Here is a 26,036-nt window from a genome sequence, read left to right as displayed (position 1 = left end):
GAGATGACTTAGATGGCCCAATGCCAGGCGGGGAACGCCGCGGAACCGGCTTCGCCGGGCCGCTGGCGTTGCCCCCCTCGGGGGGTGGCGCCGTAGTCGACGCGGGGGGGAGTTGTGTTCAACACGCGGTCGAGAATGCGTTTCTCGATCGCGGCGAAGGTGGCATCGCCGCGCGAACGCGGGCGGGCCAGCGGCACGCGCTCGTCGAGCGCGATGGCGCCGTCCTCGATCAGGATCACACGGTCGGCCAGGGCCACGGCTTCCTGCACGTCGTGCGTGACCAGCAGGGCGGTGAAGCCGTGCCGTTTCCACAGGCCTTCGATGAGTTCGTGCATCTCGATGCGGGTGAGCGCGTCGAGCGCGCCCAGCGGTTCGTCGAGCAGCAGCAGCTGCGGCCGGTGCACCAGCGCGCGGGCCAGCGAGACGCGCTGGCGCTGGCCGCCCGAGAGCTTGGCCGGCCAGTCGTTCAGGCGGTCGCCCAGGCCCACCTGGCCGAGCACGGCCTCGGCGTCGGCCTGGCGGTCCTTGGGCAGGCCCAGGGCCACGTTGTCGACCACGCGCTTCCAGGGCAGCAGGCGCGCGTCCTGGAACATGATGCGGGTGTCGTCGTGCAGGCCGTCCACGTTCTTGCCGTCGAGCAGCAGCTCGCCGCCGCTGGCCGCTTCCAGGCCGGCGATGAGGCGCAGCAGCGTGCTCTTGCCGCAGCCGCTGCGGCCCACGATGGCGACGAACTCGCCGGGTTCGATGGTGAGCTGGTTGTCGCGCAGCACCTCGCGCGCGCCGTAGCGCTTGCTCAGGTGGCGCAGCTGCACGCGCACGCCTTGGGTGTCGGTCTTCTCGCTCATGCGTTCACCCCTGCGGCTTGAACAGCGCCACGTCCACCGCGTTGACGCGGCGCGGCAGCAGCTTCTCGGCCAGGAAGGCGTCGGCGATCTTCTGCTGCTCGGTGATGTTCTGCGGCGTGACCGGGCGCACCGCGTAGCTGCGGCGGCCGTTGGCCTGTTCGACGATGGCCGCGTCCAGGCCCCAGAAGGGCGCGAGCAGGGCGGCGGCGTCCTTGGGGTTCTGCTTGACCCAGCGGCCGGTCTTCTCCAGTTCGGCGTAGATCACGCCGAGCACGTCGGGCCGGGCCTGGGCGAAGCGGGTGCTGGCCAGGTAGTAGCGCTGGTACGAGGCCAGGCCCGTGCCGTCGGCGAGCACGCGCGCGCCGGCCTGCTTCTGCGCGGCGGAGAGGAACGGGTCCCAGACCACCCAGGCGTCCACCGCGCCTTTTTCGAAGGCGGCGCGGCCATCGGCCGGCGTGAGGTAGGCGGGTTCGATGTCGGCGAAGGACAGGCCGGCTTTGTCCAGCGCGGCGATCAGCAGGTAGTGCGCGCCGGCGGCTTTGGCGAAGGCCACGCGCTTGCCCTTGAGCTCGGCCACGCTCTTGAGCGGCGAGTCCGCGCGCACCACGATGGCCTGGGCCGTGGGCGAAGGCGCTTCCTGCGCCACGAAGGTGAGCTGGGCGCCCGCGGCCTGGGCGAACACCGGCACGGTGTCGGCCACGTCGGCGCTGAAGTCCAGGTTGTCGAGGTTGAGCGCTTCGAGCAGCGGCAGGCCACTGGTGAACTCGTGCCAGCTGAGCTTGACGCCCAGCGGCTCCAGGCGCTGTTCCAGCGTACCCTGCAGGCGCAGCACGGCGATCAGCGTGGACGACTTCTGGTAACCCAGGCGCACGGCGCGCGGCGCGTTGCCCTGGGCCAGGGCGGCACCGGCGGCGAGGGAACCCAGGGCGCCCAGCGCGGCGCGGCGGTTGAAGAGGGGATGCGTCATGGTGGTCGTTCTCGTGGGGTGGTTCAGGGGTTCTGGTAGCCGGGGTGCCAGCGCAGCCAGTAGCGTTCGAGACTGCGGGCGAACACGTCGGCCAGCTTGCCGAGAGCGGCGTAGAGCAGGATGCCGACGAGCACGATGTCGGTCTGCAGGAACTCACGGGCGTTCATCGTGAGGTAGCCGATGCCGGCCTGCGCCGAGATGGTCTCGGCCACGATCAGGATCACCCACATCAGGCCGAGCGAGAAGCGCAGGCCGACCAGGATGGAGGACAGCGCGCCGGGCAGGATGATCTGGGTGTACAGGCCCCAGCGCGAGAGGCCGTAGGTGCGGCCCATCTCGATCAGGCCCGGGTCCACGTTGCGGATGCCGTGGAAGGTGTTGAGGTAGATCGGGAAGAACACGGCCACTGCGATGAGGAACAGCTTGGCCACCTCGTCGATGCCGAACCACAGGATCACCAGCGGGATCAGCGCGAGCGCCGGGATGTTGCGCACCATCTGGATGCTGGAGTCCAGCAGCGTTTCGAAGAAGCGCACCGAGCCGGTGAGCAGGCCCAGCGCCAGGCCCAGGCCGCCGCCGACGGCCAGGCCGATCAGGGCGCGGCCGGCGCTCACCTTCACGTGGGTCCAGAGTTCACCCGAGACGGCCAGTGTCCAGAACGCGGCGACCACGTCCAGCGGCGCGGGCAGCACGCGCGTGGACAACCAGCCCAGCGAGGACGAGAGCTGCCACAGCACCACCAGCAGCACCGGCACCAGCCAGGGCAGGAAGCGCTGCCAGAGGCCGCGCAGCAGCGGGCCGAGGAAGGCACCGGCGCCACGGCCGGGCAGCAGGCCCCAGCCGGGCGCGTCGATGGTGTCGGGCACCGGGGTCACCGGGGCCTCGCGGAGGGTCTGGGCCTGGGCTTGCGTCATGCGGCGCTCCCTTGTGGCGAATGGTCGGGTTCGAGGAATTCCAGCGGGTTGCCCGCGGGGTCGTTGACGAAGAAGCGCAGGTGGCCGGGCAGCGGGCGGGTCTCGTCGATCTCCAGCCCAGCGTCGAGCAGCTTGGCGCGAAAGCCGGGCAGGTTCTGCACTTCGAAGGCCAGGCGCGAAGGCGAGGGCGGCGGGGCCCAGTTCGGCACGGGCACGAGGTCCACGCGCTGCGAGGCGGCGTAGAAGCGCAGCGCGTTGCCGGTGCCGCCCAGGCGGAATTCCTTCAAGCCCAGCAGCTCGCCGTAGAAGTGCCGCACCAGCGACTGCTGGCCGGCCGGGAAGCCGAGCTGCACGTGGTGGATGGAATGGATGCTCATGGCAGGGCTCCTCAGCTCTGGGCGGCGCGGGGCACGAACACGTTGGCGACCGTTTCGCCGAACGGGCCGGTGAGCGCGGGGCCGGGCAGCTTCTCGCGGAGCTTGCGCGGCAGCAGCGGGAACACGAGTTCGGCGAAGCGGTAGGCTTCTTCGAGGTGCGGGTAGCCCGAGAAGATGAAGTTCTCCAGGCCCAGCTCGGCGTACTCCTGGATGCGCGCGGCCACGGTCTCGGGGTCGCCCACCAGGGCGGTGCCGGCACCGCCGCGCACCAGGCCCACGCCGGCCCACAGGTTGGGGCTGATCTCCAGGTCGGCGCGGGTGCGCTTGGCGCCACCGGCATGCAATGCGGCCATGCGGCGCTGGCCTTCGGAATCCATCTTGGCGAACGCGGCCTGCGCGCGGTTCACCACGTCGTCGTCGAGCTTGCTGATGAGCGCATCGGCGGCGGCCCAGGCCTCGGCGTCGGTCTCGCGCACGATCACGTGCAGGCGGATGCCGAACGTAATCGGGCGGCCGGATCGGGCGCCGGGCCGCCCCAAGCCAGATTGCGCCCCCTCGGGGGGCAGCGCAGCGTGGGGGCTGTCGTATTTGGCGGCGCGGGCGCGCACGTCGGCCACCTTCTTCGCCACCTCGGCCGGTGGCTCGCCCCAGGTGAGGTAGGTGTCCACCTGTTCGCCCGCGAGTTCGTGCGCGGCTTCCGAGGAACCGCCGAAGTACACCGGCGGGTGGGGGTGCTGCAGCGGCGGGAAGAACAGCTTGGCGCCTTTGACCTGCAGGTGCTGGCCGTCGAAGTCGTAGGTCTCGCCTTCGTGGCTGCGGGTGAGGATCTCGCGCCAGATGCGGATGAACTCGGCCGACTGCTCGTAGCGCTGCGCGTGGTCCAGAAACACGCCGTCGCCTTCGAGCTCGGCGCGGTCGCCGCCGGTGACGAGGTTGATGAGCAGGCGGCCGTTGGAGAGGCGGTCGAAGCTGGCGGCCATGCGCGCGGCCAGCGCCGGCTGGTGCAGGCCGGGGCGCACGGCCACCAGGAATTTCAGCCGCTGCGTCACCGGCAGCAGGCTGGCGGCGACGACCCAGGGGTCTTCGCAGGAACGGCCGGTGGGAATCAACACGCCTTCGTAGCCCAGGCTGTCCGCCGCCTGCGCGACCTGCTTGAGGTAGTCGTGGTTGAGCTGCCGCCCGCCCTGCGCCGTGCCGAGGTAACGGCTGTCGCCGTGGGTGGGGATGAACCAGAAGATGTTGAGACCCATGACGTGCTCCTGCTCAACCCGCGTTCACGGCGGCTTCAAGCACGTTGATCTTTTTGGGGATCAGCTTGAGGTTGAAGAAGGTGTCGGCGATGACCTGCTGTTCCTGCAGGATGGCCCTGGTGATCGGGCCGGTGCCGTAGACCTGGCGGGTCACCGAGCGGTCCACCACCGGCTTGGGCAGGCCCCAGAGCGGCGCGAACTCGGCGGCCAGCGCGTCGCGGTGGGCGCTGCCCCACTGGTCGAGCTTGTTGATCTCCTCGATCACGATCTTGATCACGTCGGCGTTCTTCGCCGCGTAGTCCAGCGTGGAGAAGTAGTAGGCGCGGTTGTTCACCACGCCGGTGGCGTCGGCCAGGATGCGGCCGTGCAGGCCCACCTCGGCGGCGGCCAGGAACGGGTCCCAGATCACCCAGGCATCCACCGCGCCTTTCTCGAAGGCGGCGCGTGCATCGGCCGGCGGCAGGAAGACGGACTGCACGTCCTCGTACTTCAGGCCGTTCTTCTCCAGCAGCTTGACCAGGAAGTAGTGCACGTTGGAGCCCTTGTTGTAGGCGACCTTCTTGCCCTTGAGATCGGCCACGCTCTTGATGGCCGAGTCCTTGGGCACGAGCACGGCTTCGGTGGCGGGGCGCGGCACGGTGGCGGCCACGTAGGCCAGCGGCGCGCCGGCGGCCTGCGCGAAGATGGGCGGGGCTTCGCCCACGTCGCCGAAGTCGATCGAGCCGACGTTGAGCGCTTCGAGCTGCACCGGGCCGGCGGTGAATTCGGTCCAGCTGATCTTCACGCCCAGGGGGGCGAGACGCTGTTCCAGCGTGCCCCGGCCTTTGAGCAGGCTCAGGAAACCTTTCTGGTGGCCGACGCGGAACACGCGGTTGGTCTGCTGGGCCTGCGCGGGCAGGCTGGGCAGTGAGGCGAGGGCGGCGGCGCCCACGCCCGAGAGGACGAAGCGGCGGCGGTTGGAGACATCGAAGGTCATGGCGGTGGTGTTCGTTGAAGGGGTCAGGACGCTGCGCGCTTTCGCGGCGGCGATGCTCCAGGAGGCCGCGGTGACGGCCAGCAGCTGGGCGATGTGGCGGCGCAGGTCGGCCGCACTGAAGGGCTTGGACATGGCGCAGGTCTCAGGGCTGGGCGACGACGACGGCTTCGTTGACCTTGATCGCCTTGGGGATCAGCTTGAGTTCGAAGAAGGTGTCGGCGATCTTTTGCTGGTCGGCGGCCACGGCGGGCGTGATCGGCTTGACGTTGAACTCGTAGCGCTGCAGCGCGAGTTCGACCACTTCGACCGGCAGGCCTTGCAGCGGCGCGATGAGTTCGGCGGCCTGGCGCAGGTTCTTCTTGAGCCAGATGCCTTGCGCCACGGAGTCCTCGAACAGGGCTTCGATCACCTTGGGGTTCTTGCTGACGAAGTTGCGCGCGCCCAGGTAGTACTGGTAGTTGTTGACCACGTTGCCCGTGCCGTCGGCCAGCACGCGGGCGCCGGTGGCTTTTTCGGCGGCGGCCTGGAACGGGTCCCAGATCACCCAGGCGTCCACGTTCTTGCTTTCGAAGGCGGCGCGGCCATCGGCCGGGGCCAGGTAGACCGGCGTGATGTCGGTGATCTTCAGGCCGTGTTTTTCCAGCTGCTTGACCAGCAGGTAGTGCACGTTGCTGCCCTTGTTGAGCGCGACTTTCTTGCCCTTGAGGTCGGCGACCGACTTGATGGGCGAGTCCTTGGTGACGAGGATGGCTTCGGCGCGCGGCGCGGCCGGGTCATAACCGAAGTAGACGAACTGCGCGCCGGCGGCCTGCGCGAAGATGGGCGGGGCTTCACCCACGTAGCCCACGTCCACCGCGCCGACGTTGAGGCCTTCGAGCAGCTGCGGGCCGGCCGGGAACTCGACCCACTTCACGCCGAAGCCCAGCGGGGCGAGCTTCTTCTCCAGCGTGCCTTGCGCCTTCTGCAGCACGAACAGGCTGGCCGACTTCTGGTAGCCGATGCGCAGCTCGCCTTTGGTCTGCGCTTTCGCTTCGGGCACCGGCAGCAACAGCAGGGCCAGGCCGAAGGCGGCGATGACGAAGACCAGGAAGCCGATGGCCCATTGCTTCAGGCGGCTGAAACGCGTGGGTTCGACCGGCACGCCGGCCTCGGGGTGGTGTTGAAACAGTTCACTCATGATCAATTCCTCTGTCTGTGACGAAGGCGCAGGCAACGGCCGTCCAGGCCACCCGCGCGGTGGCTGAAAAAAACGAATGGGGATGCGGGCGAGATCGGCCGGGTGGTCCCGGCTCGCGGCGGCTCAGACGCTACATCGCACCTGGGCGAACGGCACGGGCGCGAACCCGGCCGTGACCGGCATTCGCAGGCCTTCGTGGAGGAGGGTGTTCACGGCGTCGTCCAGCCGGTCACCGATTTCGGTGCCGACGTGGTACTGGCCTTCGGTGTCCTTCGGGATCTGCGCATCGGTGGCGTAGACCCCGGGGAGGATGTGCCGCGCCGCGAGCGACTGCAGCACGGGGCGCAGCGCGTAGTCGAGCGCGAGCATGTGGTGCGGGCTGCCGCCGGTGGCCAGCGGCAGCACCACCTTGCCCTTGAGGGCGGATTGCGGCAGCAGGTCCAGGAAGACCTTGAGCACGCCGCTGTAGGCGGCCTTGTAGACCGGGGTGGCCACCACCACGGCGCGCGCGGTCTCGACCTGGCTCAGTGCGGCGCGGATGGACTTGTGGCCCACGTCCGCCAGCAGCAGGGCCTGGGGAGACAGGTCCCGGATGTGCAGGCGTTCGATCAGCGCGTGGCGCAGGCCCAGCCGTTGGGACACCGCGTCGAGCAGCGCCGCCGAGCGCGAGTGCTCGGACGGGCTGCCTGCGATCAAGAGAATGGACACGGTGTGTTTCCCTGAAGGGTCGTTCGTTCTTGTGGGTGGCAGCGCGAAGGCTTCTTCTTACTTCTTGGTGTAGATCTGGTCGAAGCTGCCACCGTCGGCGAAGTGCACCTTGGCCGCTTTGTCCCAGCCGCCGAAGGCGTCTTCGATCTTGAACAGGTTGAGCTTGGGCAGCTGCTTGGCGTACTTGGCCTGGGCCTTGGCCGAGGTCGGGCGGTAGAAGTGCTTGCCGATGATGTCCTGCGCCTCTTCGGTGTACAGGAACTCCAGGTAGGCCTGGGCCACGGCGCGCGTGCCCTTCTTGTCCACGTTCTTGTCCACGACCGTCACGGCGGGCTCGGCCAGGATGGACAGCGAGGGGTAGACGAAGTCCACCTTGTTGCCGAATTCCTTCTCCAGCAGGTAGGCCTCGTTTTCCCAGGAGATGAACACGTCGCCCTGGTTGCGCTGCGCGAAGGTGATGGACGAGCCGCGCGCGCCGGTGTCGAGCACGGGCACGTTGGCGTAGAGCTTGCCCACGAACTCCTTGGCCTTGTCGTCGCTGCCGTACTTGCGCTTGGCGAATTCCCAGGCGGCCAGGTAGTTCCAGCGCGCGCCGCCGGAGGTCTTGGGGTTGGGGGTGATGACCTTGACGTCGGGGCGGATCAGGTCGTCCCAGTCCTTGATGTTCTTGGGGTTGCCCGCGCGGGTCACCAGCACGATGGTGGAGGTGTAGGGCGAGCTGTTGAGCGGCAGGCGCTTCTGCCAGTCCTTGGGGATCCAGTTGCCGTTGTCGTGCAGGGCGTCGGTGTCACCGGCCAGGGCCAGGGTGGCGACGTCGGCGTCCAGGCCGTCGATGACGGAGCGGGCCTGCTTGCCCGAGCCGCCGTGGCTTTGCTTGATGGTCACGTCCTGACCGGTCTTGGCCTTCCAGGCCTTGGCGAAGGCGGCGTTGTACTCGACGTAGAGCTCGCGCGTCGGGTCGTACGACACGTTGAGCAGCGTCACCGGCGCCGGCTGGGCCACGGCGGAAAGCGCGCTGGCGGTGAGGGCGGTGGCGGCAAAGGCCTGGATCAGTTGGCGGCGGGTGGTCATCTCGTTCCTCATGGGGATGCGTTGAAGGGATGCCGGATGATCCTTTCAAAGCCATGGATAAGGAACGAATGGTTTTTTGGTTGTTTATTACTTAAACATCTGAGCCCGCTTTTCCTTCCGCCGGGCCGCGCCGGAGCGCGCGAAAGCCCTGGCGGACGCGCTCGACCAGGGCCTGCTCCAGCGCGGAGGCCGGGAAGTGGGGGTTGCGCACCATGAAGACCTGGGTCGACGGCGCCTTGCGCACCGGGCGGAAGGCCAGCCGGTCGTGCGGCCAGGCGCGCGCGGTCAGGCTGTCGACCACCGCCACGCCGGCGCCAGCCGCCGCCAGCGCGCAGGCCACCTGGCCCGAGCGCACCTCGATGCGCTGGCGGCCCGGGTCGATCGCGCGCGGGTAGGCCTGGGCCACCATGCGGCCCTGCGGCGTGTCGGGGCTGAAGGCGATCAGCGGCTCCTTCACGATCTCGCGCAGCGAGACCGCGCTTTCCTGCTCGAAGCGGTGGCCTTTCTGGAACACGCAACTGAGCGACCACGAACCGATGGCTTCGGTGACCAGGGGCGGGTGGTCAATGGGCAGGCTGCTGAAACCCACGTCGGCCTCGCCGATGGAGAGCAGGCGCACCATCTCGCGCACCAGCTGCGATTCCACATAGAAGCGCGAGTCCGGGTAGCGGGCCGAGAGCGAGGACACCGCCTCGGGAATGATTTCCAGCAGCAGGCTGGGCGTGGCCAGCACGCGCACGGCCAGGCCGCCGCCGGACTTCAGGGCCTGGGCCCGCGCGTCGATGCGCTGCACGCCCCGGTACACCTGCTCCACCTCGGCGTACAGCGCATGGGCTTCGGGCGTGGGCTTGAGTCGGCCCTTGCCGCGCTCGAACAGGCTCACGCCGAGCTGCAGTTCAATGTGGCCGATCATGCGGCTGATGCCCGGCTGCGAGACGTGCAGCAGGCGGGCCGCGTCGGCGGTCGAGCCGGTGAGCATGGTGGCGCGAAACACTTCAATCTGGCGCAGGTTCATGGCCGTTTTCCTTTCGATAACAGCATGTTATTGCATGGCATCGAATTGGTATTTGCAGGTTAGGGGTGCCGTTCCTACCATGCCGGCTTTCGATACCGATCCTGGAGACAACACATGACTTCCTCTTCCCCGACCCTCGTTCGCCGCCGCGCGCTGCTCTCCGGTGCCGCCGCGCTGACCTGCGCCGCCACCGTCTGGCCCGGGCACGTGCTCGCGCAGTCGAGCTGGCCTTCGCGCCCGGTGCGCATCATCGTGCCCTTCGCCCCCGGTGGCGGTGCCGACAGCTCGGCGCGCGTGCTGGCCGAACTGTTCGCGGCCCAGCTGGGGCAGGGCGTGATCGTCGAGAACAAGCCGGGCGCGGGCAGCGCCGTCGGCGTGAACACCGCCGCGCAGAGCAAGGACGGCCACACCCTGCTGATGGGCAGCAACAGCATGGTGATCAACCCCTCGCTGATCCCCAACATCGGTTACGACGTGGCGCGCGACTTCGACGCCGTGGGCATGGTCTCGGCCCAGCCGCTGGTGCTGGTGGTGCCGGCCAACTCGCCGTTCAAGACCTTCGCCGACGTGGTCGCCGAAGCCAAGGCCAAGCCTGGCCAGCTCATGGCCGGCAACAGCGGCAACGGCACGCTGGCCCACCTGGCGTCTGAAATCTTCGCCAGCCAGACCGGCACCACCATCACCCCGGTGCCCTACAAGGGCGAGAGCGCGCTCATGCCCGACCTGATGGGCGGCCTGGTCTCGATGGGCTTCCTGAACCTGCCCAGCGTGATCGCGAACATCCGCTCGGGCCGCCTGCGTGCGCTGGCCGTGTCCTCGCCCAAGGAAGTGCCGGAGCTGCCCGGTGTGCCCACCTTCCGCTCGCTCAACCAGCCCAGCCTGGAAGTGCAGGGCTGGGCCGCGCTGTTCGCGCCCAAGGACTCGATTCCCGCCGACGGCCTGGCCAAGCTGGAGAAGCTGCTGGCCCAGGCGCTGGCCTCGGACGCGGTGAAGAGCCGCTTCGCCACGCTGGCGGTGTCGCCGGTGAGCCAGAGCCGCGCCGAGACCGTGAAGTTCATGAAGGCCGAGACCGAGCGCTACGCCGCCGTGATCAAGGCGCGCGGCATCAAGGCGGAGTGACGCACGTGAGCCATGCCAACGGACGGGCACCGATGACGGTGGATGTGCTGGTGTGCGGCGGCGGTGTCGCCGGCACCATGGCGGCCGTGGCCGCGGCGCGCCAGGGCGCTTCGGCGCTGCTGGTGGAGCGCTACGGCTTCCTGGGCGGCAACGCCACCGGCGGGGCCGTGGCCCAGTTCAACAGCTGGCAGACCGAGAACGGCCGCCGCGTGATCGCCGGGCTGGCCAGCGAGGTGGTGGAGCGGCTGCGCGCCTACCAGGCGGCCGGCGAGCACGAGGTCTTCGTGATGTCCACCGGCCACCGCATGGACCGCGTGGAGTACGCGCCCGAGGTGCTCAAGCTGGTGCTCGACGACCTCGTGACCGAAGCCGGCGTGCAGCCCATGCTGCACGCCCAGGTGTGCGACGTGGTGCGCGAGGGCGATCGCATCCAGGCCGTGCGCCTGCTCACCAAGAGCGGCGTGATCGAGGTGAACCCGCGCGTGGTGATCGACACCTCGGGCGACATCGATGTGCTGCACCGCGCCGGCGCGGACTTCCTGGAGCTGGACGCGGGCGACGCCTTGCAGCCGGCGACCATGATGTTCCGCTTCGGCCCGATCGACTTCGCGCGCTTCGACGCGCTGGCGCCGGCCGAGGTGCAGGCCCTGGCGCGCCAGGGTTACGAGAGCGGCGAGCTGGCTCGCGCCGCGCTGCACTCGTCGCGCGACCCGTATTCCACCGACGGCTGGTTCAACATCAGCCGCCTGGGCATCGACGCCACCGACGCCGGCGCGCTCAGCCGCGCCGAGATCGAAGGCCGCCGCCAGGCCTGGAAAGCCGCGGCCTACCTGCGGCGCGCCGTGCCCGGCTGCGAGGCCGGCCGGCTGCAGGCCTTCGCCACGCAGGTCGGCATCCGCGAGACGCGGCGCATGCGGGGCGACCACGTGCTCACCGCCGACGAACTGCTCAAGCCCGAGCGCTTCGCCGACGGCATCGCCTGTGGCGCCTACCCGATCGACATCCACCCCGCCGCCGGCGGCGAGCTGATCTATTCGGGCCTGGGCGAAGACCACGCGTACCAGATTCCCTACCGCAGCCTGATCCCCACCGGCCTGTCGAACGCGTTGGTGGCGGGGCGGGGCATCTCGGCCACGCACGCCGCGCTGGCCGCGATCCGCGTGATGACGATCTCGATGGCGGTCGGCCAGGCCGCCGGCACCGCCGCCGCCATGGCCTGCCGGGCCGAGGGCGCGCCGGATGTGCGCGCCGTGGACGCGGCGGCGCTGCGCGCCAGCCTGGTCGCACAAGGTTCTCTGGTGGGCGACTGAGCGTGGGCATCGATGGCCGCACCGAGCTGATCGCCCTCATCGGCCACCCGACCCACACGGTCAAGTCGCCGATGATCTACAACCCGTACTTCGAGTCGGCCGGCATCAATGCCCTGGTGGTGCCCATGGACTGCCGGCCCGAGTATTTCAGCGTGCTGATGCGCGGCCTGTTCGCGCTGGAGAACACGCGCGGCGCGCTCATCACCATGCCGCACAAGGTCGCCACCCTGGCGCTGCTGGACGAGGCCAGCGTGGCCGTGAAGGTGGCGGGCTCCTGCAACGCGGTCAAACGCACCGAGGACGGCCGCCTGGTGGGCGACATGTTCGACGGCGAAGGCTTCGTGCGCGGCGTGCGCCGCAAGGGTCTGCCGCTGGCGGGCGCGAGCGCGCTGGTGGTGGGCAGCGGCGGCGTGGGTTGCGCCATCGCGGCCTCGCTGGCCGGCGCGGGCGTGGCCACGCTGGCCTTGTTCGACGCGAACGCCGCCTCGGCCCAGGCCCTGGCCGATCGCTTGCGCCAGCACCACCCGGCGCTGCGGGTGCTTGTGGGCAACAAGGACCCCCAAGGCTTCGACCTCGTGGTCAACGCCACGCCGCTGGGCATGAACGCGGGCGACCCCTTGCCGCTGGACGTGGACCGCCTCTCACCCGACACGCTGGTGGGCGAGGTGGTGATGAAAGCCGAGATGACGCCGCTGCTGCAGGCCGCGCGGGCCCGGGGCTGCCCGGTGCAGATCGGCACCGACATGCTGTTCGAGCAGATCCCGGCCTACCTGGAATTCTTCGGCCTGCCCACGGCGACGGCGGACCAGCTGCGCGCGACCGCGCAGCTGGCCTACTGAGGCCCGCCGCTCACGCGCGGGCGGCGTGCTGGTAGCCGGTGCGCAGCAGCGGGGTGAGGGCGCCGAAGCGCGGCCACTCCAGCAGCACACCTTGCGCTTGCAGCAGCCGCTGGAAGTCCTGCAGCAGCTCCGGCTTGGCGCGCACCGCGCGCGGTGGCTCGGCCCGTTGCAAGGCGAAGGCGGCGAGCGAGCCGGCGGCTTCGCCGATGCTCCATTCGGTGGCGTGTTCGCGGTAGGCGCCGTTGGTGACGCGCGTGGTGCCGAGGTTCTTGCAGGCCGGCAGCAGGTTGTCCACCCGCTGCGGCAGCAGGGCGCCCAGCGGGATCTGGAACGGGTACGCGTCGATGTCCACCGTGTTGCGCCCGCGCGTGCTGGGGTGCAGGTCGATGCGGTAGGCGCCGATGCCCACGCTGTCGAAGAAGCGCTGCGCGCCGTCCTGCCCCGGCCGCGCGGCCACGCCGATGTGCTGTTCGAGCACGGTGAACTCGGCCTGGATGCGCCGGCCTTCGCGCCAGTAGACCTGCTGGGCCATGCCGTCTTCGGTGCCCAGCACGTCGCCGCGCAGGCGCAGGCCCGGGTAGCCCACGCCGCCGTCGTGGCGCGGGGCCTCGGTCTGCATCCAGTAGAAAAAGCCCAGGCTGAACTGCTTGGCCTGTCGCAGCGCGTGTTGTTCCTCGGCTTCGGACACACCGATCAGCGGCTTCTCCCAATAGTCCATCTGCGGCCAGTTGGCCAGCGTGATGTCGCTCTCGTAGGCCCCCGGCTGGAAGTGGCCGCGCCAGGCGATGCGGCGCGCGTGCCAGAGGTCGTACACGCCGGGCGCGTCGGTGTCGCCCGCGAACAGCGCGCGGGTGCGCGGCTGGTGGGTGACGAAGTCCGACAGCGTCCAGCTGTACTGGGCGTTGGGCCAGCAGTCCAGCTGCAGGGTGCGGAAGCGCTCGTAGCCCTCGGGTTGGTCTATCACGTGGTGCTCGCCCGGGCGGTGCTCCATGGCGAAGCACCAGGTCACGGCCTGCTGGTCCATGGGGTCGGCCTGCGGCAGGGCATGGGGCTCCTGCGTGGCCGACTGCGCTTCGGCGCCCAGCACGTGTTCCACGCCGGCCTGCTGCAGCAGCTCGCCGGTTTCGGTGGCGTCGATGAACAGCGGCGCCTGCAGCACGCTCTCGCGGCCCGTTCGCAGGTCGCGCAGTTCCAGCGCCCTGAGCCGGTCGCCTTCGCTGTGCGCGCGTTGCACACGGTGCTGGCGCAGCACGCGCAACCGGCCGTCGTGCTCCCAGGGCGCGAGCAGTTCGTCGATCACCTTCGCGGCCACCCAGGGCTCATGGCACAGGGTGCTCACATTGCCCTGACCGGGGTTGAGGCACAGCGCGCGCCGGGCCTCGGGGGTGAGGGGCAGGTGCAGGCGGTAGTGCTCGCGGATGGCGCGGCGCAGCTGCGCGTAGCTCTGCGAGGCCTGCAGCGATTCGATCCAGGGGTACTCGTCGGGCGGCACGGCCTGGGCCGTGAGTTGCCCGCCGAGCCACTGCAGCGCCTCCACCAGCACCACGCGCCGGCCCAGCCGCAGCGCGGCCAGCGCCGCTGACACCCCACCCAGACCGCCACCGACGATGGCGACCTCCGTTGTCCAACCGCCTGCCGCCACCGCCATGCTCATTCCACCTTGATGCCCATGCGGCGGATCGCTTCGCCGTAGCGCTGCGTGTCCGATGCGATCAGTTTCTGGAACTCGGCCGGCGTGCCGCCGCCCGATTCGAGGCCCAGGCCGCTCAGGCGCTCGCGCAGTTCGGGCTGTTGCAGCGCGGCGTTGAGCTCGCGGTTCAGGCGCTCCACCACGGCGGCGGGGGTGCCCGCCGGCGCCAGCACGCCGAACCAGCCGATCACCTCGAAGTCGCGGATGCCTTGTTCGATCACCGTGGGCACGTCCGGCAGCGCGGTGCTGCGGGTGCGGGTGGTCACGGCCAGCGCGCGCAGCTTGCCCGACTGGATGTGGGGCAGGGCGCTGGAGGGAATCTCGAAGCCGACCTGCACCTCGCCCGAGAGCAGCGCGGTGAGCGCCGGGCCCGAGCCTCGGTAGGGCACCTGGACCATGTCGGTGCCGGTGTCCTTCTTCAGGAACTCGGCCGCCAGCGCGGTGGTGGTCGCGCCACCGCCGCCGGCGGCGTAGTTCAGCGTGCCGGGCGCCTTGCGCGCGGCGTCGAGCAGTTCGCTGAGCGATTTCCAGGGCTGGGCGGCCGGGGCCACCACCACCACCGGCGTGGCCGCGAGCTTGATCACGGGGGTGAAGGCCTTGATCGGGTCGTAGCGCAGCGTGGGGTAGAGCGCGCCGCTGCCGGCGTGGCCGCTGGTCACCAGCAGCAGGGTGTGGCCGTCGGGCGCGGCCGAGGCCACCGCGGCGGCGGCGATGGTGCCGCCCGCGCCGGGCTTGTTGTCCACCACCACGGGCTGGCCGAGCACGCCGGTGAGTTTCTGCGAGATGGCGCGCGCCAGGATGTCGGCCGAGCCGCCGGCGGCGAAGCCCACGGTCAGGGTGACGGGCTTGCTGGGCCAGGCCTGGGCGTGGGCCAGCAGGGCGGTCGAGGACAGAGCGGCTGCGAGGACGGTGCGCGCCAGGGCGCGCCGGTGAAGCTTGAACATGTCTTGTCTCCTGAATGGTTCCCGGTGTTCGGGCCGAGTGGGGGGATGCTAGGAGGGCTTCTCCATACGATCCAATACTTTTGCGCGAGTTCTGAATAACACTGGGTTATGCGTGAGCGACAATGCGGCCCATGAACCTGCGTCAGATCGAGGTGTTCCGCGCCGTCATGACCACCGGCTCCACCACCGAGGCCGCGCGGCTGCTGCACGTCTCGCAGCCGGGCATCAGCCGCCTGGTGCGCCACCTGGAGCTGCAGCTGGGCGTGGCCCTGTTCGAGCGCCGCAGCGGCCGGCTGGTGCCCACGGCCGAGGCGCGCGAGTTGCAGGAGGAAATCGAGAAGGTCTACCGGGGCGTGCAGCACGTGCGCGACGTGGCGGCCCACCTGCGCTTCGGCACGCGCACCACGCTGCGCGTGCTCTCCAGCGCCAACACCGCGCTGCAGCTGGTGCCGCGCTGCATCGCCGCGCTGGTCGGCCAGGCCACGACCGCGCGCGTGCTGTTCGAGTCGCTGCCCACGCGCGAGATCGTCAAGCTGCTGGTGACGGAGGAGGCCGACGTGGCCATCTCCAGCGCGCCGCTGGACCACCCGGCGCTGGACATCGAGGAGATCGGCCGCTGGGAGCTGCTCTGCGCCTTGCCCGCCGGCCATGCGCTGCTGAAGAAGGCCAAGCCGTCGTTGGCCGAGGTGCTGGCCGGCCGCCTCGTGGTCTACAGCCCGGAGGCGCCGCAAAGCGCGGTGATCGACCACTGGATCGAATCGCACGGCGTGGCGCGCAACGTGGCGGCCGAGGTGCGCTCGGGCCTGGCCGCGTGTTCGGTGGCCGCCACCGGCGCGGCCGTGGCCTTCGTGGACGACCTCTCGGCCCGCGCCCACCGGCCCGAAGGCCTGGTGTTCACGGCGCTGCCGGGTTCACCCACGTTTCCGATCTTCGCGGTGCGCAACCGGCACCGCCCGCTCTCGCGCCTGGGCACCGCGTTCCTGCAGATCGCGCGCGAGCAGCTGGAGGCCCTGCGCGCGGCGCCCCTGCCGTTGCACAAGGCCGCGCTGCGCTGAAGGAAGTTCAGGCCGCCGCGATCGGCAGGCCCACGAGCTTTTCGAGTTCGGCGTGGTCCAGGCCCTCGACCTTGTCGATCAGCTTCAGACCTTGCGGCGTGCACGCCAGCGTGGCGAGGTCGCTGTAGATGCGCTTGACGCAGCCGATGCCGGTGAGCGGGTAGCTGCACTGCGCCACCACCTTGCTCGCGCCCTGCTTGGTGAGCAGGTCCATCATCACCCAGGTCTGCTTGGCGCCGATGGCCAGGTCCATCGCGCCGCCCACGGCCGGAATGGAGCCCGCTTCGCCGGTGCTCCAGTTGGCCAGGTCGCCGGTGGCCGAGACCTGGAAGGCGCCGAGCACGCAGATGTCCAGGTGGCCGCCGCGCATCATGGCGAAGCTGTCGGCGTGGTGGAAGAACACGCCCCCGGGCAGCAGCGTCACCGGCTGCTTGCCGGCGTTGATGAGGTCGTAGTCTTCCTCTCCCGTGGCCGGCGCCGGGCCCATGCCCAGGATGCCGTTCTCGCTGTGCAGCACCACCTCGATGCCCGGGGGCAGGTGGTTGGCCACCAGCGTGGGCTGGCCGATGCCCAGGTTCACGTAGGCGCCGTCGTGGATGTCCTGCGCCACGCGGCGCGCGAGTTCGTCTTTGGTTCTTCTCGTATAGCTCATGCCGCTTCCTTGAAACCACCGGCCTGCGTGGCCACGCGGGGGATCTGCACGATGGCGCTCACGTGGATGCCGGGCGTCACCACCGCTTCGGGGTCGAAGCTGCCGAGTTCGGCGATCCCGTAGACGCTGGCGATGGTGCGCTTCGCGGCGGTGGCCATCACCGGGCCGAAGTTGCGCGCGGCCTTGCGGTAGCTGAGGTTGCCCCAGCGGTCGCCGCGCTCGGCCTTGATGAGCGCCACGTCGCCGAAGATCGGGTACTCCAGCACATAGGTCTTGCCATTGATCACGCGCGTTTCCTTCGCGCTGCCGTCGGCGTTCTTCGCGAGTTCGGTGCCGAAGCCGGTGGGCGTGAAGAAGGCGCCGATGCCGGCGCCGGCGGCGCGCAGGCGCTCGGCGAGGTTGCCTTGCGGCACCAGCTCGAGTTCGAGCTGGCCGCTGCGGTAGAGCCCGTCGAACACATGGCTGTCGGCCTGGCGCGGGAAGCTGCAGATGACCTTGCGCACGCGCCCGGCCTTGAGCAGCGCGGCCAGGCCGGTGTCGCCGTTGCCGGCGTTGTTGTTGACCACGGTGAGCTCGCGCGCGCCCTGGTCGATCAGGCCGTCGATGAGTTCACCGGGAATGCCGGCGGTGCCGAAACCGCCGATGAGCACGGTGGCGCCGTCTTCGATGCCGGTGAGCGCCTCGGCGACCGAGGCGGCGATCTTGTTGATCACGGAAGTTCTCCTTCAGGGGGGTGCCCGCGCATTTTGTCAGCGAAAGGCCCGCCATTTCGTGCCCACATTTCCCTCTGCGGAAAACTGATTTTCAGGTGACCCGAAAGGCACCCGGGCCCGGATAGGCTGCGATCATCGCGGGGAACGACGCATCAAGATAGGGACAAAAAGGCATGAAATCATTCGTCTACCAGAACCTGCCGGCGCGCGTGGTCTTCGGTGCCGGCTCGCTGGCCCAGCTGCCGCGCGAAATGGACGCCCTGGGCGCGGCGCGCGCGCTGGTGCTCAGCACGCCCGAGCAACGCGTCTCGGCGGAGCGCGTGGCCGAACTGCTCGGCGCGCGCGCCGCCGGCATTTTCGACCGCGCGGTGATGCACGTGCCGATCGAGACCGCGCGCGAAGCCCGCGAGGTGGCGCGCCGGCTGGGCGCGGACTGCGCCGTGGCCATCGGCGGCGGCTCCACCACCGGCCTGGGCAAGGCCATCGCGCTCGACTCGGGTCTGCCCATCGTCGCCATCCCCACCACCTACGCGGGTTCGGAGATGACGCCCATCTACGGCATCACCGAAGCCGGCCTGAAGAAAACCGGCAAGGACCCGCGCGTGCTGCCGCGCACGGTGATCTACGACCCCGAACTCTCTTTGGGCCTGCCCGTGGCGATGAGCGTGACCAGCGGCATCAACGCCATCGCGCACGCGGCCGAAGGCCTGTACGCGACCGACGCCAACCCCATCATCGACCTCATGGCCGAAGAGGGCATCGCCGCGCTGGGCCGCGCGCTGCCGCGCATCCGCGCGCGGCCGACGGACGCCGAGGCGCGGTCCGACGCCCTGTACGGCGCCTGGCTCTGCGGCACCGTGCTCGGCGCGGTGGGCATGGCCCTGCACCACAAGCTCTGCCACACGCTGGGCGGCAGCTTCAACCTGCCGCACGCCGAGACGCACGCCATCGTGCTGCCGCACGCCCTGGCCTACAACGCGGCGGCGGCCCCGCAAGCCATGGAACGCATCCGCCGCGCCCTGGGCGGCGCGAGCGCGGCGCAGGCGGTGCACGACCTCGCCAAGGCCAACGGCGCGCCGGTGGCGCTGAAGGACATCGGCATGAAAGCCGAGGACCTGGACAAGGCCTGCGAGATCGCGATGAGCAACCAGTACCCGAACCCGAGGCCGCTGGAGGCGGGGGCGATCCGGCGCTTGCTGCAGGATGCGTTCGAGGGTGTGCGGCCCGGGTGACGGGTTAGCGCAGGCCCTTGGTCAGCAAATCCACATACGCCCCACCCACCAGCTGCGAGGGCGCGATGCCGAGGTCGGTCATCAGCCGGTGCGCTTCGCGCACGCCGGCTTCCAGCGGTTCGCCGTCTTCGAGCACCACCTCCAGTTCGAGGAAGTCGCCCAGGCCTTGCACCTGGTCGAGGTGGATGCGGGTGCGCCCCAGCAGGTACAGCGTGCGGTCCTTGATGACGCGGCCGATCTCGCCGTGCGCCAGCGTGAGGGCCTCGCGCAGGCTGGCCGGGCTGGCGGTGGGCGAGCGCACGTAGAACGATTCCTTGGGGCCTTGCCGGTCGGTGCGGCGGTAGAAGATCAGCTCGCCTTCCGTTTCTGAAAACACGCGCAGCTTGAGGCGGCCGTTGTCGCAGCGGAAGAAGGTGTCGTCCTGCGCGATGGCGATGGGGCCATGGTCGGCCATGGCGGCGGCCTTGGCGGCGACGGCGCTGAAGTTGTCCAGGCGGGCTTTGATCTCGACGTTTCTCGGCATGGTGGGGGCGATGGCGGGGTGGTCAGGCCGCGGCCTGGGGTGGTGCAAGGAGTTTGCGCATCAACGCGTTCGGGATGATGACACCCGCGCGCACGGGAAGGCGCTGCTCCACGACCTCGAACCCGAAGCGGGCGAAGAAGGGCTGCGCGGTTCGGCTGACGTCCGCCGTGAGTTCGGTGAGGCCCTGGCGGGCCGCCTCTTCGTGAATGCGCTCCATGAGGCGGCGGCCCACCCCCTGGCGAGGAAAGTCGGCGGACACGAAGAAGTGGTCGATGTAGCCGCTGGGTTGCAGGTCCGCATAACCGGCGATCACGCCATCGACCTCGGCCACGAAGGGCCGAAGGTGGCGCATCTTGATGGCCCACGGCCCCGGGTCCTGCCGGTCCGGCGCCCAGGCCTGGACCTGCTCGGGCGTGTAGTCGCGCGAAGCCACGCGGTGGATGGCCTCGCGGTGCACGCGGTAGAGGGCCGCTTCGTCGCCGGGCTGGAAAGGGCGGATGTTCATCGTGCGATGGCGCTCTGCGAGACGGTCAGTAGACGGAGAAGCGGCCGGTCCACTTGCGCTCGTAGTCCATCTTCTCGAAGTGCGCGGCCATGAAGTCGATGAAGGTGCGCACCTTGGCGCTGAGGTGCTTGCGGCTGGGGTAGGCCAGGTTGACGGTGAGGCGGGGCAGGTCCCAGTCGTCGAGCATGGGCACCAGGCGGCCGGCGACGATGTCGTCGTAGACGATGTAGCTGGGCTGGACCAGGATGCCCATGCCGTCGAGCGCGGCGGCGCGCAGGATCTGGCCGTCGTTGCTCTCCAGCAGGCCCTTCACGTTGACGGTCTGCTGCTCGTCGCCGCGCGTGAAGCGCAGTTCGTTGGGGTTGTTGGCGTGCGTGTAGATCAGCAGCTTGTGCCGGTGCAGGTCGTCGATGGTGCGCGGCACGCCGTGGCGCGACAGGTAGGCCGGCGACGCCGTGAGGATGCGCCGCGTGCCCGCGAGCCGGCGGATGGTGATGTTGGAGTCGGGCTCGTATTCGCGGTTGCGGATCGCCACGTCGATGTTGTTGTCGATGATGTCCAGGTAGCGGTTGGCCGCCTCCACGTGCACCGACACGTTGGGGTAGCGCTCGGTGTACTCGCGCAGCAGCGGCGCGATGTGGTGCATGGAGAACGAGAGCGAGGCGGTGACGCGCAGCACGCCGGTGGGGTTGAGCGCGGCCGCGTTCACGGTGGACTCGGCGTCGCGCAGGTCGGCCAGGATGGCGCGCGAGCGCTGGAAGAACTCCTGCCCCGTGTCGGTGAGGTAGAGGCGGCGCGTGTTGCGCTCCACCAGGCGCACGCCCAGGCGCGTCTCCAGCGCGGCCAGGTGGCGGCTCGCGCTGGCGTTGGACAAATTGAGCAGCTCGGCCGCGCGGCTCAGGCTGCCGGTCTCGGCCACCTGCACGAACAGTTCGATCTCGGTCCAGCGGTCCATGGTCTCCTCTTTGTTGCGCCTGACGAAAAAGTCATTTTTGTCTCAGGTCTTTTTCGGGGTCTCCCAAGGCCGTACATTGTGCCGGCACTCCCGGAGACCACGCTTGAGAAACCTCGACCAGTACAACATCACCCAGGCGGTGCTCGCGCGCATGGCGAACACGCCAGACCCGCGCCTCAAACAGATCATGACCAGCCTGGTGCAGCACCTGCACGCCTTCGCGCGCGAAGTGAAGCTGACCGAGGCCGAGTGGAAGGCCGGCATCGACTTCCTCACCGCCACCGGCCACAAATGCACCAACCAGCGGCAGGAATTCATCCTGCTCTCGGACGTGCTCGGCCTGTCCATGCTGACGGTGGCGCAGAACAACGACAAGCCCGCCGGCTGCACCGAGGCCACGGTGTTCGGGCCCTTCCACGTGGAAGGCGCGCCGCACTACGAGCATGGCGCCGACGTGGCCAACGGCGCGGCCGGCACGCCCTGCCTGGTGCGCGGCAGCGTGCGCGGGCTCGACGGCACGCCGGTGGCCGATGCCGTGATCGACGTGTGGCAGGCCGACGCCGACGGCATGTACGACGTGCAGCGCACCGACCTGCCCGAGGCTCAGGGCCGGGGCGTGCTGCGCAGCGGCCCCGACGGGCGTTTCCACTTCCAGAGCGTGGTGGCCGAGCCGTACCCGATTCCCGACGACGGCCCGGTGGGCGACATGCTGCGCGCCACCGGCCGCCACCCCTGGCGCCCGGCGCACCTGCATTTCATGATCCAGGCGCCCGGCTACGAAACGCTGGTGACGCACGTGTTCCGCGACGGTGGCGAGTACCTCGACTCGGATGTCGTGTTCGGCGTGCGCCAGTCCCTGGTGGCCGACTGGGTGCGGCAGCCCGATGGCACCCACACGCTGGACTTCGACTTCGTGCTCAACCGGGCCCAGCCCGCCACCGCCGCACGCGCCACATGATCAAACACATCGTCATGTGGAACGTGCACGGCGAGACCGCCGTGGCCAAGGCGCACAACGCGCAGCGGCTCAAACGGGCCTTCGAGGGCCTGCGCGAGCAGATCCCCGGCCTGCTGCGGCTGGAGATCGGCCTGGACGAAAGCGGCGTGGACTACGCCTGCGACGCCGTGCTCTACGCCGAATTCGAGTCGCGCCAGGCCCTCGACGACTACGCCCACCACCCCGCGCACACCCGCGTGCGCCACGAACTGGAGGGCGTGCGCACCGCGCGCCACCAGGTCGACTTCGAAACCCTTTGAATCACCGCAACCACCCGAGGAGACAACCCATGATCGAACAACAACTCAAAGACGAACTGCTGATCCGGCAGATGGTGGAGCGCTGGGCCGTGTGGCGCGACGCCGGCGACTGGGAGCGCTTCGCCACCGTGTGGCACCCCCGGGGCGTGATGATGGCCACCTGGTTCCAGGGCCCGTTCGCCGACTTCATCCGCGTCACGCAGGAAGGCTGGGCCAAGGGCGTGAGCATCCTGCACTTCCTGGGCGGCTCGGCGATCGAGGTGGCGGGCGACCGCGCCATCGCCCAGACCAAGATGACCATCTCGCAGCGCGGCATGGTCGACGGCGCCAACGGCCCCGTGATGTGCGACGTGGTCTGCACCGGCCGCTTCTACGACTTCGTGGTGCGCGAAAAAGGCGAGTGGAAGCTGCTGCACCGCCAGCCCATCTACGAAAAAGACCGCATCGACCCGATCGATTCCACCGCCGTGCTCGCGCTCGACCAGGAAGCCCTGGCCAGGATGCCCGAGGGCTACCGCCACCTGGCCTACATCCAGACCCGCATCGGCTACACGGTGAAGATGGACATGCCCATGCTCAAGGGCCCCGTGGTGGACGAGCTCTACCGCCGTGGCGCGCGCTGGCTGGCCGGCGGCGAGCTGGAGCGCGAAGTGAACCCGGGCTGAGTTTCATGCGGCGGGCGCGGGCCGCTGTCCAACCGCGCCAGACACCACAACAAGGAGACAAGACATGAACGCACTCGATCCGACGTGCGGGGGACCGGCTTCGCCGCTTCGCCGCCAACTGCTCGCCGCCGTGCCGGCCGCCGCCCTCGCTTCCCTGGCCCCGGCCGCCGCCTGGGCGCAGGCCGACTACCCCAACCGGCCCCTGCGCGTGATCGTGCCGCAACCGCCCGGTGGTGGTTTCGACTTCGTGGGCCGCGCGCTCGCAGATCGCCTCGCCCAGCCGCTGGGCCAGCCCGTGGTGGTGGAGAACCGCACCGGCTCGGGCACCGTGGTGGGCACCGACGCCGCCGCCAAGGCCGCGCCCGACGGCTACACCTTGCTCACCGGCTCGGTGTCGAACATGGTCCTGAACATGGGCCTGTACAAGAACCTCTCGTACGACAGCCTCAAGGACTTCGAGCCCGTGGGCCTGGCCGTGAGCTACAGCTACACGCTGCTCGGCCGCAACAGCCTGCCGTTCAACAACCTGGCCGGCCTGGTGGCCTACGCCAAGGCCAACCCCGGCAAGCTCACCTACGCCTCGGCCGGCAACGGCTCGGGCCAGCACGTCATCGCCGCCGCGCTCTGGAGCCTGGCGGGCGTGGACATCGTGCACGTGCCCTACCGGGGCGCGCAGCCGGCGTACGCCGACCTGCTCGGCGACCGCGTGGACCTGTTCTTCGACCTCACGCCCACCACCCGCGCGCACGTGGACACCGGCAAGCTCAAGGCCATCGCGGTCTCCAGCGCTGAACGCAACCCCATGCAGCCCACGGTGCAGACCATCAACGAGTCCGGCACCGTCAAGCTCGAGCTGGAATCGTGGTTCGGTTACTTCGCGCCCAGCAAGACCCCGCCCGAGGTGCTGGCGCGGCTGCGCACCGAACTGGCGAAAATCATCGCCACGCCCGAGCTTCAGGAAACCTTCCGCAAGGCGGGCGGTTCGCCCATGAAAATCAGCGTGGCCGACACCAAGACCATGCTGGCACGGGACGTGCAGCGCTGGACCGGCCTCATCAAAGCCGCCAACATCAGTTTGGACTGAGTTTTTCTTCTTCTACTTTCTGCCTCACACCATGACCCTCGACGCGTTAGCCCTCGACCAGATCTTCCTCAAGGCGCGCACCGCCAACACCTTCCTCGACAAGCCCGTGCCCGACGAGCTGCTCAAGCAGGTGTACGACATCGCCCGCATGGGGCCCACCTCGATGAACACGCAGCCGGCGCGCTACGTGTTCCTCAAGACGCCCGAGGCGCGCGCGCGCCTGCTGCCCGCGCTCTCGCCGGGCAACCTGGACAAGACGCGCGTGGCACCGGTCACGGTCATCGTGTGTGCCGACACCCGCTTCCACGAGTTCATGCCCCAGGTGTGGCACCGTGAAGGCGCGAAGGAAAACTTCGAGAGCAACCCCGCGCTGAGCGAAGCCACGGCCACCCGCAACAGCACGCTGGGCGGGGCGTACTTCATCATCGCGGCGCGCGCGCTGGGCCTGGACTGCGGCCCCATGAGCGGCGTGGACCTGGCCAAAGTGAACGCCGAGTTCTTCCCCGACGGGCGCTGGCGCGCGAACTTCCTGATCAACCTCGGGTACGGGGATGGCAAGGTGTTCGACCGCAATGCGCGCTTGAGTTTCGAGCAGGCTTGTCAGGTGCTTTGAGCGGTGCGAAGGGGCCTTGCCGAAGGCCTCCTTCCGTTTGAAGCGGCCACGCCACCTAGTACCGAGAGTGAGGCTAACCAGATACTCGGCAGGCTCACGAACAGCGAGACCGCAAAGCAAGCCGCAACGACTCCCAACATCACAGGAGCGGCGGGCAAGTGCTGAGCAAGCAGCTGCTCGATCTCTTGGTCAGCATTTCCCAACGGGCCTGGAGGTGTCTTAACTTGGCACTCCAGTGTCGGCTCCTGGCCGATTCCTGAAGTCTAGCCTTGCAGCTGGCGAGCGGCCACCCATCAAGGTGGGTCGCCAGCCGCTTGCAATCATGGACAATTGCTTATCGGTTAAGCCACTCCGGGGAGAAAGTGATGTACCCACACGACAAGGACAGCCCGCCTGACACGCTCTCTCTCATTGGAAACATTGCCGGTATCGCGTCGCTTGTTCTCGCCGTCGCGGGAAATAACATCACGGCGCTCAGTGCACTCCAACGATGGGGGTTGGCTGTGGCGTCGGCAGCCATGCTCTGGGCTTTTTTCTTCGGCCTTCTCATCGTGCAGTCGAAGGTGCACATAGCTCATCGAAACGCAGGTCGCGTTTTCTCCATCTTCTTCTTTGGCGGCGTTATTGGTGCCGGTCTAATCCTGGCGGTTCTTCCGTTCTTCGCCTTTGGTTTGCCGCCAGAGCAGCACGACTACTTGAGCATCGGCGCAGCCGCCTTGTTCACGTTGATAGCAACGCTTTCAGCATTCGGGTTCGCCGATCAGGCCAGCTAGTCGTGGGCATTCGCCGCCGGACCGTTGCAGCCCTTCAAGGCCTGGCGAGGCTCAAGCAGATTCGAGTGCCTTGGCTGACAGGAATGGGAGGATGTTGCTCATCGCCCGTGAAACGAACTGGTCCTTCTCGCCCACAGGTGCAACGTAATGAAGTGCGCTTTCGGCAGCCTCGACACCTTCAAGCCTCGCAATGATCCATGCGGCCAGGTAAGGCGATGCCAGGCAGCCGCCCGCCGTGGCGACGTTGTCGCGTGCGAAGAAGGGTTGATTGAGCACGTCCACGCCGGCCTCTTGCACCCATGGTTTGGTGGTCAGGTCGGTGCAGGCGGAAACGCCTTGGAGCAGACCGAGTTTGGCAAGGACAAGGGTGCCAGAACACTGCGCCGCCAGCAGTTGCCGTGATGGGTCCAGCTTCAGTTGTGACATCAGCACCGGGTTGGCCACGACCTCCCGTGTGAGGAGCCCGCTTCCAATGAGGACCGCATCCGCGCTGACCGCGTCCTGCAGCGTGGCTTGGGCTTCCACCACCACACCGTTCATGGAGCGCACCTTGGCAGAAGGGCTGGCGATCGAGACGCGCCAGCCAGGCTTCTTGACGCGATTCAAGATGCCGAGGGCCACAAAAGAGTCAAGCTCGTTGTAGCCCTCAAAAGTCAGGATGGCAATGTGCATGAGGTGCCCTCGATAACGATCAACACATGGTCGGTGAAGTTGACGGCGGTTATTGGCCTCGACCTGGATTTTCGCTCAAGCTCGCTTTCGCGAAAGGGGGCTTGCTGTGGATCGTTCGTCGAACGTCCAGTTGCA

Annotated in this window: 29 protein-coding genes; 11 read left to right on the top strand and 18 right to left on the bottom strand. The window is 68.9% G+C overall.

Annotated features, from left to right (window positions below):
* Positions 1-8: 8 nt before the first annotated feature.
* The 10 genes from ABSY19_RS02170 to ABSY19_RS02125 all read right to left on the bottom strand — a co-directional run bounded on the left by ABSY19_RS02170 (position 9) and on the right by ABSY19_RS02125 (position 9,300).
* Positions 9-845, bottom strand: a complete 837-nt coding sequence (locus ABSY19_RS02170; protein WP_382158640.1) for an ATP-binding cassette domain-containing protein — start codon at positions 843-845, stop codon at positions 9-11.
* A gap of 4 nt (positions 846-849) precedes the next feature.
* Positions 850-1,812, bottom strand: a complete 963-nt coding sequence (locus ABSY19_RS02165; RefSeq protein WP_382158638.1) for an aliphatic sulfonate ABC transporter substrate-binding protein — start codon at positions 1,810-1,812, stop codon at positions 850-852.
* A 23-nt stretch (positions 1,813-1,835) separates the two neighbouring features.
* Complete coding sequence (ssuC, locus tag ABSY19_RS02160) at positions 1,836-2,726, bottom strand: aliphatic sulfonate ABC transporter permease SsuC (RefSeq protein WP_382158636.1); 891 nt, start codon at positions 2,724-2,726, stop codon at positions 1,836-1,838.
* Complete coding sequence (locus tag ABSY19_RS02155) at positions 2,723-3,103, bottom strand: VOC family protein (RefSeq protein WP_382158634.1); 381 nt, start codon at positions 3,101-3,103, stop codon at positions 2,723-2,725. The genes ssuC and ABSY19_RS02155 overlap by 4 nt, the downstream gene beginning before the upstream one ends.
* Before the next feature lie 11 nt (positions 3,104-3,114).
* Positions 3,115-4,353, bottom strand: coding sequence for an FMNH2-dependent alkanesulfonate monooxygenase (locus ABSY19_RS02150; RefSeq protein ID WP_382158632.1), 1,239 nt, complete (start codon positions 4,351-4,353; stop codon positions 3,115-3,117).
* Between the two features lie 13 nt (positions 4,354-4,366).
* The gene (locus ABSY19_RS02145) at positions 4,367-5,329 is read right to left on the bottom strand and encodes a sulfonate ABC transporter substrate-binding protein (RefSeq protein ID WP_382164003.1); all 963 of its coding nucleotides are present in this window, start codon (positions 5,327-5,329) and stop codon (positions 4,367-4,369) included.
* Between the two features lie 142 nt (positions 5,330-5,471).
* Positions 5,472-6,506, bottom strand: coding sequence for a sulfonate ABC transporter substrate-binding protein (locus ABSY19_RS02140; RefSeq protein ID WP_382158630.1), 1,035 nt, complete (start codon positions 6,504-6,506; stop codon positions 5,472-5,474).
* A gap of 123 nt (positions 6,507-6,629) precedes the next feature.
* The gene (gene ssuE / locus ABSY19_RS02135; protein WP_382158628.1) at positions 6,630-7,214 is read right to left on the bottom strand and encodes an NADPH-dependent FMN reductase; all 585 of its coding nucleotides are present in this window, start codon (positions 7,212-7,214) and stop codon (positions 6,630-6,632) included.
* A 57-nt stretch (positions 7,215-7,271) separates the two neighbouring features.
* Entirely contained in the window at positions 7,272-8,285 is a 1,014-nt protein-coding gene (locus ABSY19_RS02130) for a sulfate ABC transporter substrate-binding protein (RefSeq protein ID WP_382158626.1), read from the bottom strand.
* A 91-nt stretch (positions 8,286-8,376) separates the two neighbouring features.
* Complete coding sequence (locus ABSY19_RS02125; RefSeq protein WP_382158624.1) at positions 8,377-9,300, bottom strand: LysR family transcriptional regulator; 924 nt, start codon at positions 9,298-9,300, stop codon at positions 8,377-8,379.
* 114 nt (positions 9,301-9,414) lie between these two features.
* Here ABSY19_RS02125 and ABSY19_RS02120 point away from each other — a divergent pair, with 114 nt between their 5' ends.
* From ABSY19_RS02120 to ABSY19_RS02110, 3 genes are read left to right on the top strand one after another with little or no spacing between them, the layout of a single operon-like run.
* Positions 9,415-10,419: a Bug family tripartite tricarboxylate transporter substrate binding protein gene (locus ABSY19_RS02120; protein WP_382158622.1), complete on the top strand. Its 1,005-nt coding sequence runs from the start codon at positions 9,415-9,417 to the stop codon at positions 10,417-10,419.
* A 5-nt stretch (positions 10,420-10,424) separates the two neighbouring features.
* Positions 10,425-11,729 carry an FAD-dependent oxidoreductase gene (locus ABSY19_RS02115; protein ID WP_382158620.1) on the top strand — a complete coding sequence of 435 codons (1,305 nt, stop codon included), beginning with the start codon at positions 10,425-10,427 and terminating at the stop codon, positions 11,727-11,729.
* Positions 11,730-11,731: 2 nt separating this feature from the next.
* Positions 11,732-12,568, top strand: a complete 837-nt coding sequence (locus tag ABSY19_RS02110; RefSeq protein ID WP_382158618.1) for a shikimate dehydrogenase family protein — start codon at positions 11,732-11,734, stop codon at positions 12,566-12,568.
* Positions 12,569-12,578: 10 nt separating this feature from the next.
* Here ABSY19_RS02110 and ABSY19_RS02105 read toward each other — a convergent pair whose 3' ends face one another.
* Positions 12,579-14,216, bottom strand: a complete 1,638-nt coding sequence (locus ABSY19_RS02105) for an FAD-dependent oxidoreductase (RefSeq protein WP_382158616.1) — start codon at positions 14,214-14,216, stop codon at positions 12,579-12,581.
* Between the two features lie 2 nt (positions 14,217-14,218).
* Positions 14,219-15,202 carry a Bug family tripartite tricarboxylate transporter substrate binding protein gene (locus ABSY19_RS02100; protein ID WP_382158614.1) on the bottom strand — a complete coding sequence of 328 codons (984 nt, stop codon included), beginning with the start codon at positions 15,200-15,202 and terminating at the stop codon, positions 14,219-14,221.
* 131 nt (positions 15,203-15,333) lie between these two features.
* Between ABSY19_RS02100 and ABSY19_RS02095 the strand changes: the two genes are divergently transcribed.
* Positions 15,334-16,257, top strand: a complete 924-nt coding sequence (locus tag ABSY19_RS02095; protein ID WP_382158612.1) for a LysR family transcriptional regulator — start codon at positions 15,334-15,336, stop codon at positions 16,255-16,257.
* A gap of 7 nt (positions 16,258-16,264) precedes the next feature.
* Here the strand turns inward: ABSY19_RS02095 and ABSY19_RS02090 are convergent, their stop codons facing one another.
* Together ABSY19_RS02090 and ABSY19_RS02085 are read right to left on the bottom strand one after the other, a co-directional pair.
* Positions 16,265-16,909: a 3-oxoacid CoA-transferase subunit B gene (locus ABSY19_RS02090; protein WP_382158610.1), complete on the bottom strand. Its 645-nt coding sequence runs from the start codon at positions 16,907-16,909 to the stop codon at positions 16,265-16,267.
* Positions 16,906-17,622, bottom strand: a complete 717-nt coding sequence (locus ABSY19_RS02085; protein ID WP_382158608.1) for a 3-oxoacid CoA-transferase subunit A — start codon at positions 17,620-17,622, stop codon at positions 16,906-16,908. Before ABSY19_RS02085 ends, ABSY19_RS02090 begins: the two co-directional genes overlap by 4 nt.
* A 173-nt stretch (positions 17,623-17,795) precedes the next feature.
* Between ABSY19_RS02085 and ABSY19_RS02080 the strand changes: the two genes are divergently transcribed.
* Positions 17,796-18,854 carry a maleylacetate reductase gene (locus tag ABSY19_RS02080; protein WP_382158606.1) on the top strand — a complete coding sequence of 353 codons (1,059 nt, stop codon included), beginning with the start codon at positions 17,796-17,798 and terminating at the stop codon, positions 18,852-18,854.
* A gap of 4 nt (positions 18,855-18,858) precedes the next feature.
* On the opposite strand, the gene ABSY19_RS02075 is transcribed toward ABSY19_RS02080, so the two are convergent.
* From ABSY19_RS02075 to ABSY19_RS02065, 3 genes are read right to left on the bottom strand one after another with little or no spacing between them, the layout of a single operon-like run.
* A complete protein-coding gene (locus tag ABSY19_RS02075) occupies positions 18,859-19,377 on the bottom strand; it encodes a class IV adenylate cyclase (protein ID WP_382158604.1) in 519 nt (172 codons plus the stop codon).
* Between the two features lie 22 nt (positions 19,378-19,399).
* Positions 19,400-19,882 carry a GNAT family N-acetyltransferase gene (locus tag ABSY19_RS02070; RefSeq protein WP_382158602.1) on the bottom strand — a complete coding sequence of 161 codons (483 nt, stop codon included), beginning with the start codon at positions 19,880-19,882 and terminating at the stop codon, positions 19,400-19,402.
* 25 nt (positions 19,883-19,907) lie between these two features.
* Positions 19,908-20,837 carry a LysR family transcriptional regulator gene (locus tag ABSY19_RS02065; protein ID WP_382158600.1) on the bottom strand — a complete coding sequence of 310 codons (930 nt, stop codon included), beginning with the start codon at positions 20,835-20,837 and terminating at the stop codon, positions 19,908-19,910.
* Between the two features lie 103 nt (positions 20,838-20,940).
* Between ABSY19_RS02065 and ABSY19_RS02060 the strand changes: the two genes are divergently transcribed.
* From ABSY19_RS02060 to ABSY19_RS02035, 6 genes are all read left to right on the top strand, one after another.
* Entirely contained in the window at positions 20,941-21,795 is an 855-nt protein-coding gene (locus ABSY19_RS02060; RefSeq protein ID WP_382158598.1) for an intradiol ring-cleavage dioxygenase, read from the top strand.
* On the top strand, positions 21,792-22,094 hold the full coding sequence (locus ABSY19_RS02055; protein ID WP_382158596.1) for a Dabb family protein: 303 nt from the start codon (positions 21,792-21,794) through the stop codon (positions 22,092-22,094). Before ABSY19_RS02060 ends, ABSY19_RS02055 begins: the two co-directional genes overlap by 4 nt.
* Before the next feature lie 29 nt (positions 22,095-22,123).
* Entirely contained in the window at positions 22,124-22,759 is a 636-nt protein-coding gene (locus tag ABSY19_RS02050; RefSeq protein ID WP_382158594.1) for a nuclear transport factor 2 family protein, read from the top strand.
* Positions 22,760-22,823: 64 nt separating this feature from the next.
* Positions 22,824-23,843 (top strand): Bug family tripartite tricarboxylate transporter substrate binding protein, encoded by a 1,020-nt coding sequence (locus tag ABSY19_RS02045; protein ID WP_382158592.1) that lies wholly within the window; start codon positions 22,824-22,826, stop codon positions 23,841-23,843.
* A gap of 31 nt (positions 23,844-23,874) precedes the next feature.
* Positions 23,875-24,456, top strand: coding sequence for a malonic semialdehyde reductase (locus tag ABSY19_RS02040; protein ID WP_382158590.1), 582 nt, complete (start codon positions 23,875-23,877; stop codon positions 24,454-24,456).
* A gap of 365 nt (positions 24,457-24,821) precedes the next feature.
* The gene (locus tag ABSY19_RS02035) at positions 24,822-25,229 is read left to right on the top strand and encodes a hypothetical protein (RefSeq protein ID WP_382158588.1); all 408 of its coding nucleotides are present in this window, start codon (positions 24,822-24,824) and stop codon (positions 25,227-25,229) included.
* A gap of 51 nt (positions 25,230-25,280) precedes the next feature.
* Here the strand turns inward: ABSY19_RS02035 and ABSY19_RS02030 are convergent, their stop codons facing one another.
* Entirely contained in the window at positions 25,281-25,901 is a 621-nt protein-coding gene (locus tag ABSY19_RS02030; protein ID WP_382158586.1) for a DJ-1/PfpI family protein, read from the bottom strand.
* Positions 25,902-26,036: the final 135 nt, after the last annotated feature.

It is taken from the genome of Hydrogenophaga sp. ANAO-22 (assembly GCF_042466645.1).
In the GTDB taxonomy this organism is placed as follows: domain Bacteria; phylum Pseudomonadota; class Gammaproteobacteria; order Burkholderiales; family Burkholderiaceae_C; genus Hydrogenophaga.
This window is presented reverse-complemented; position numbering and strand designations above follow the sequence as displayed.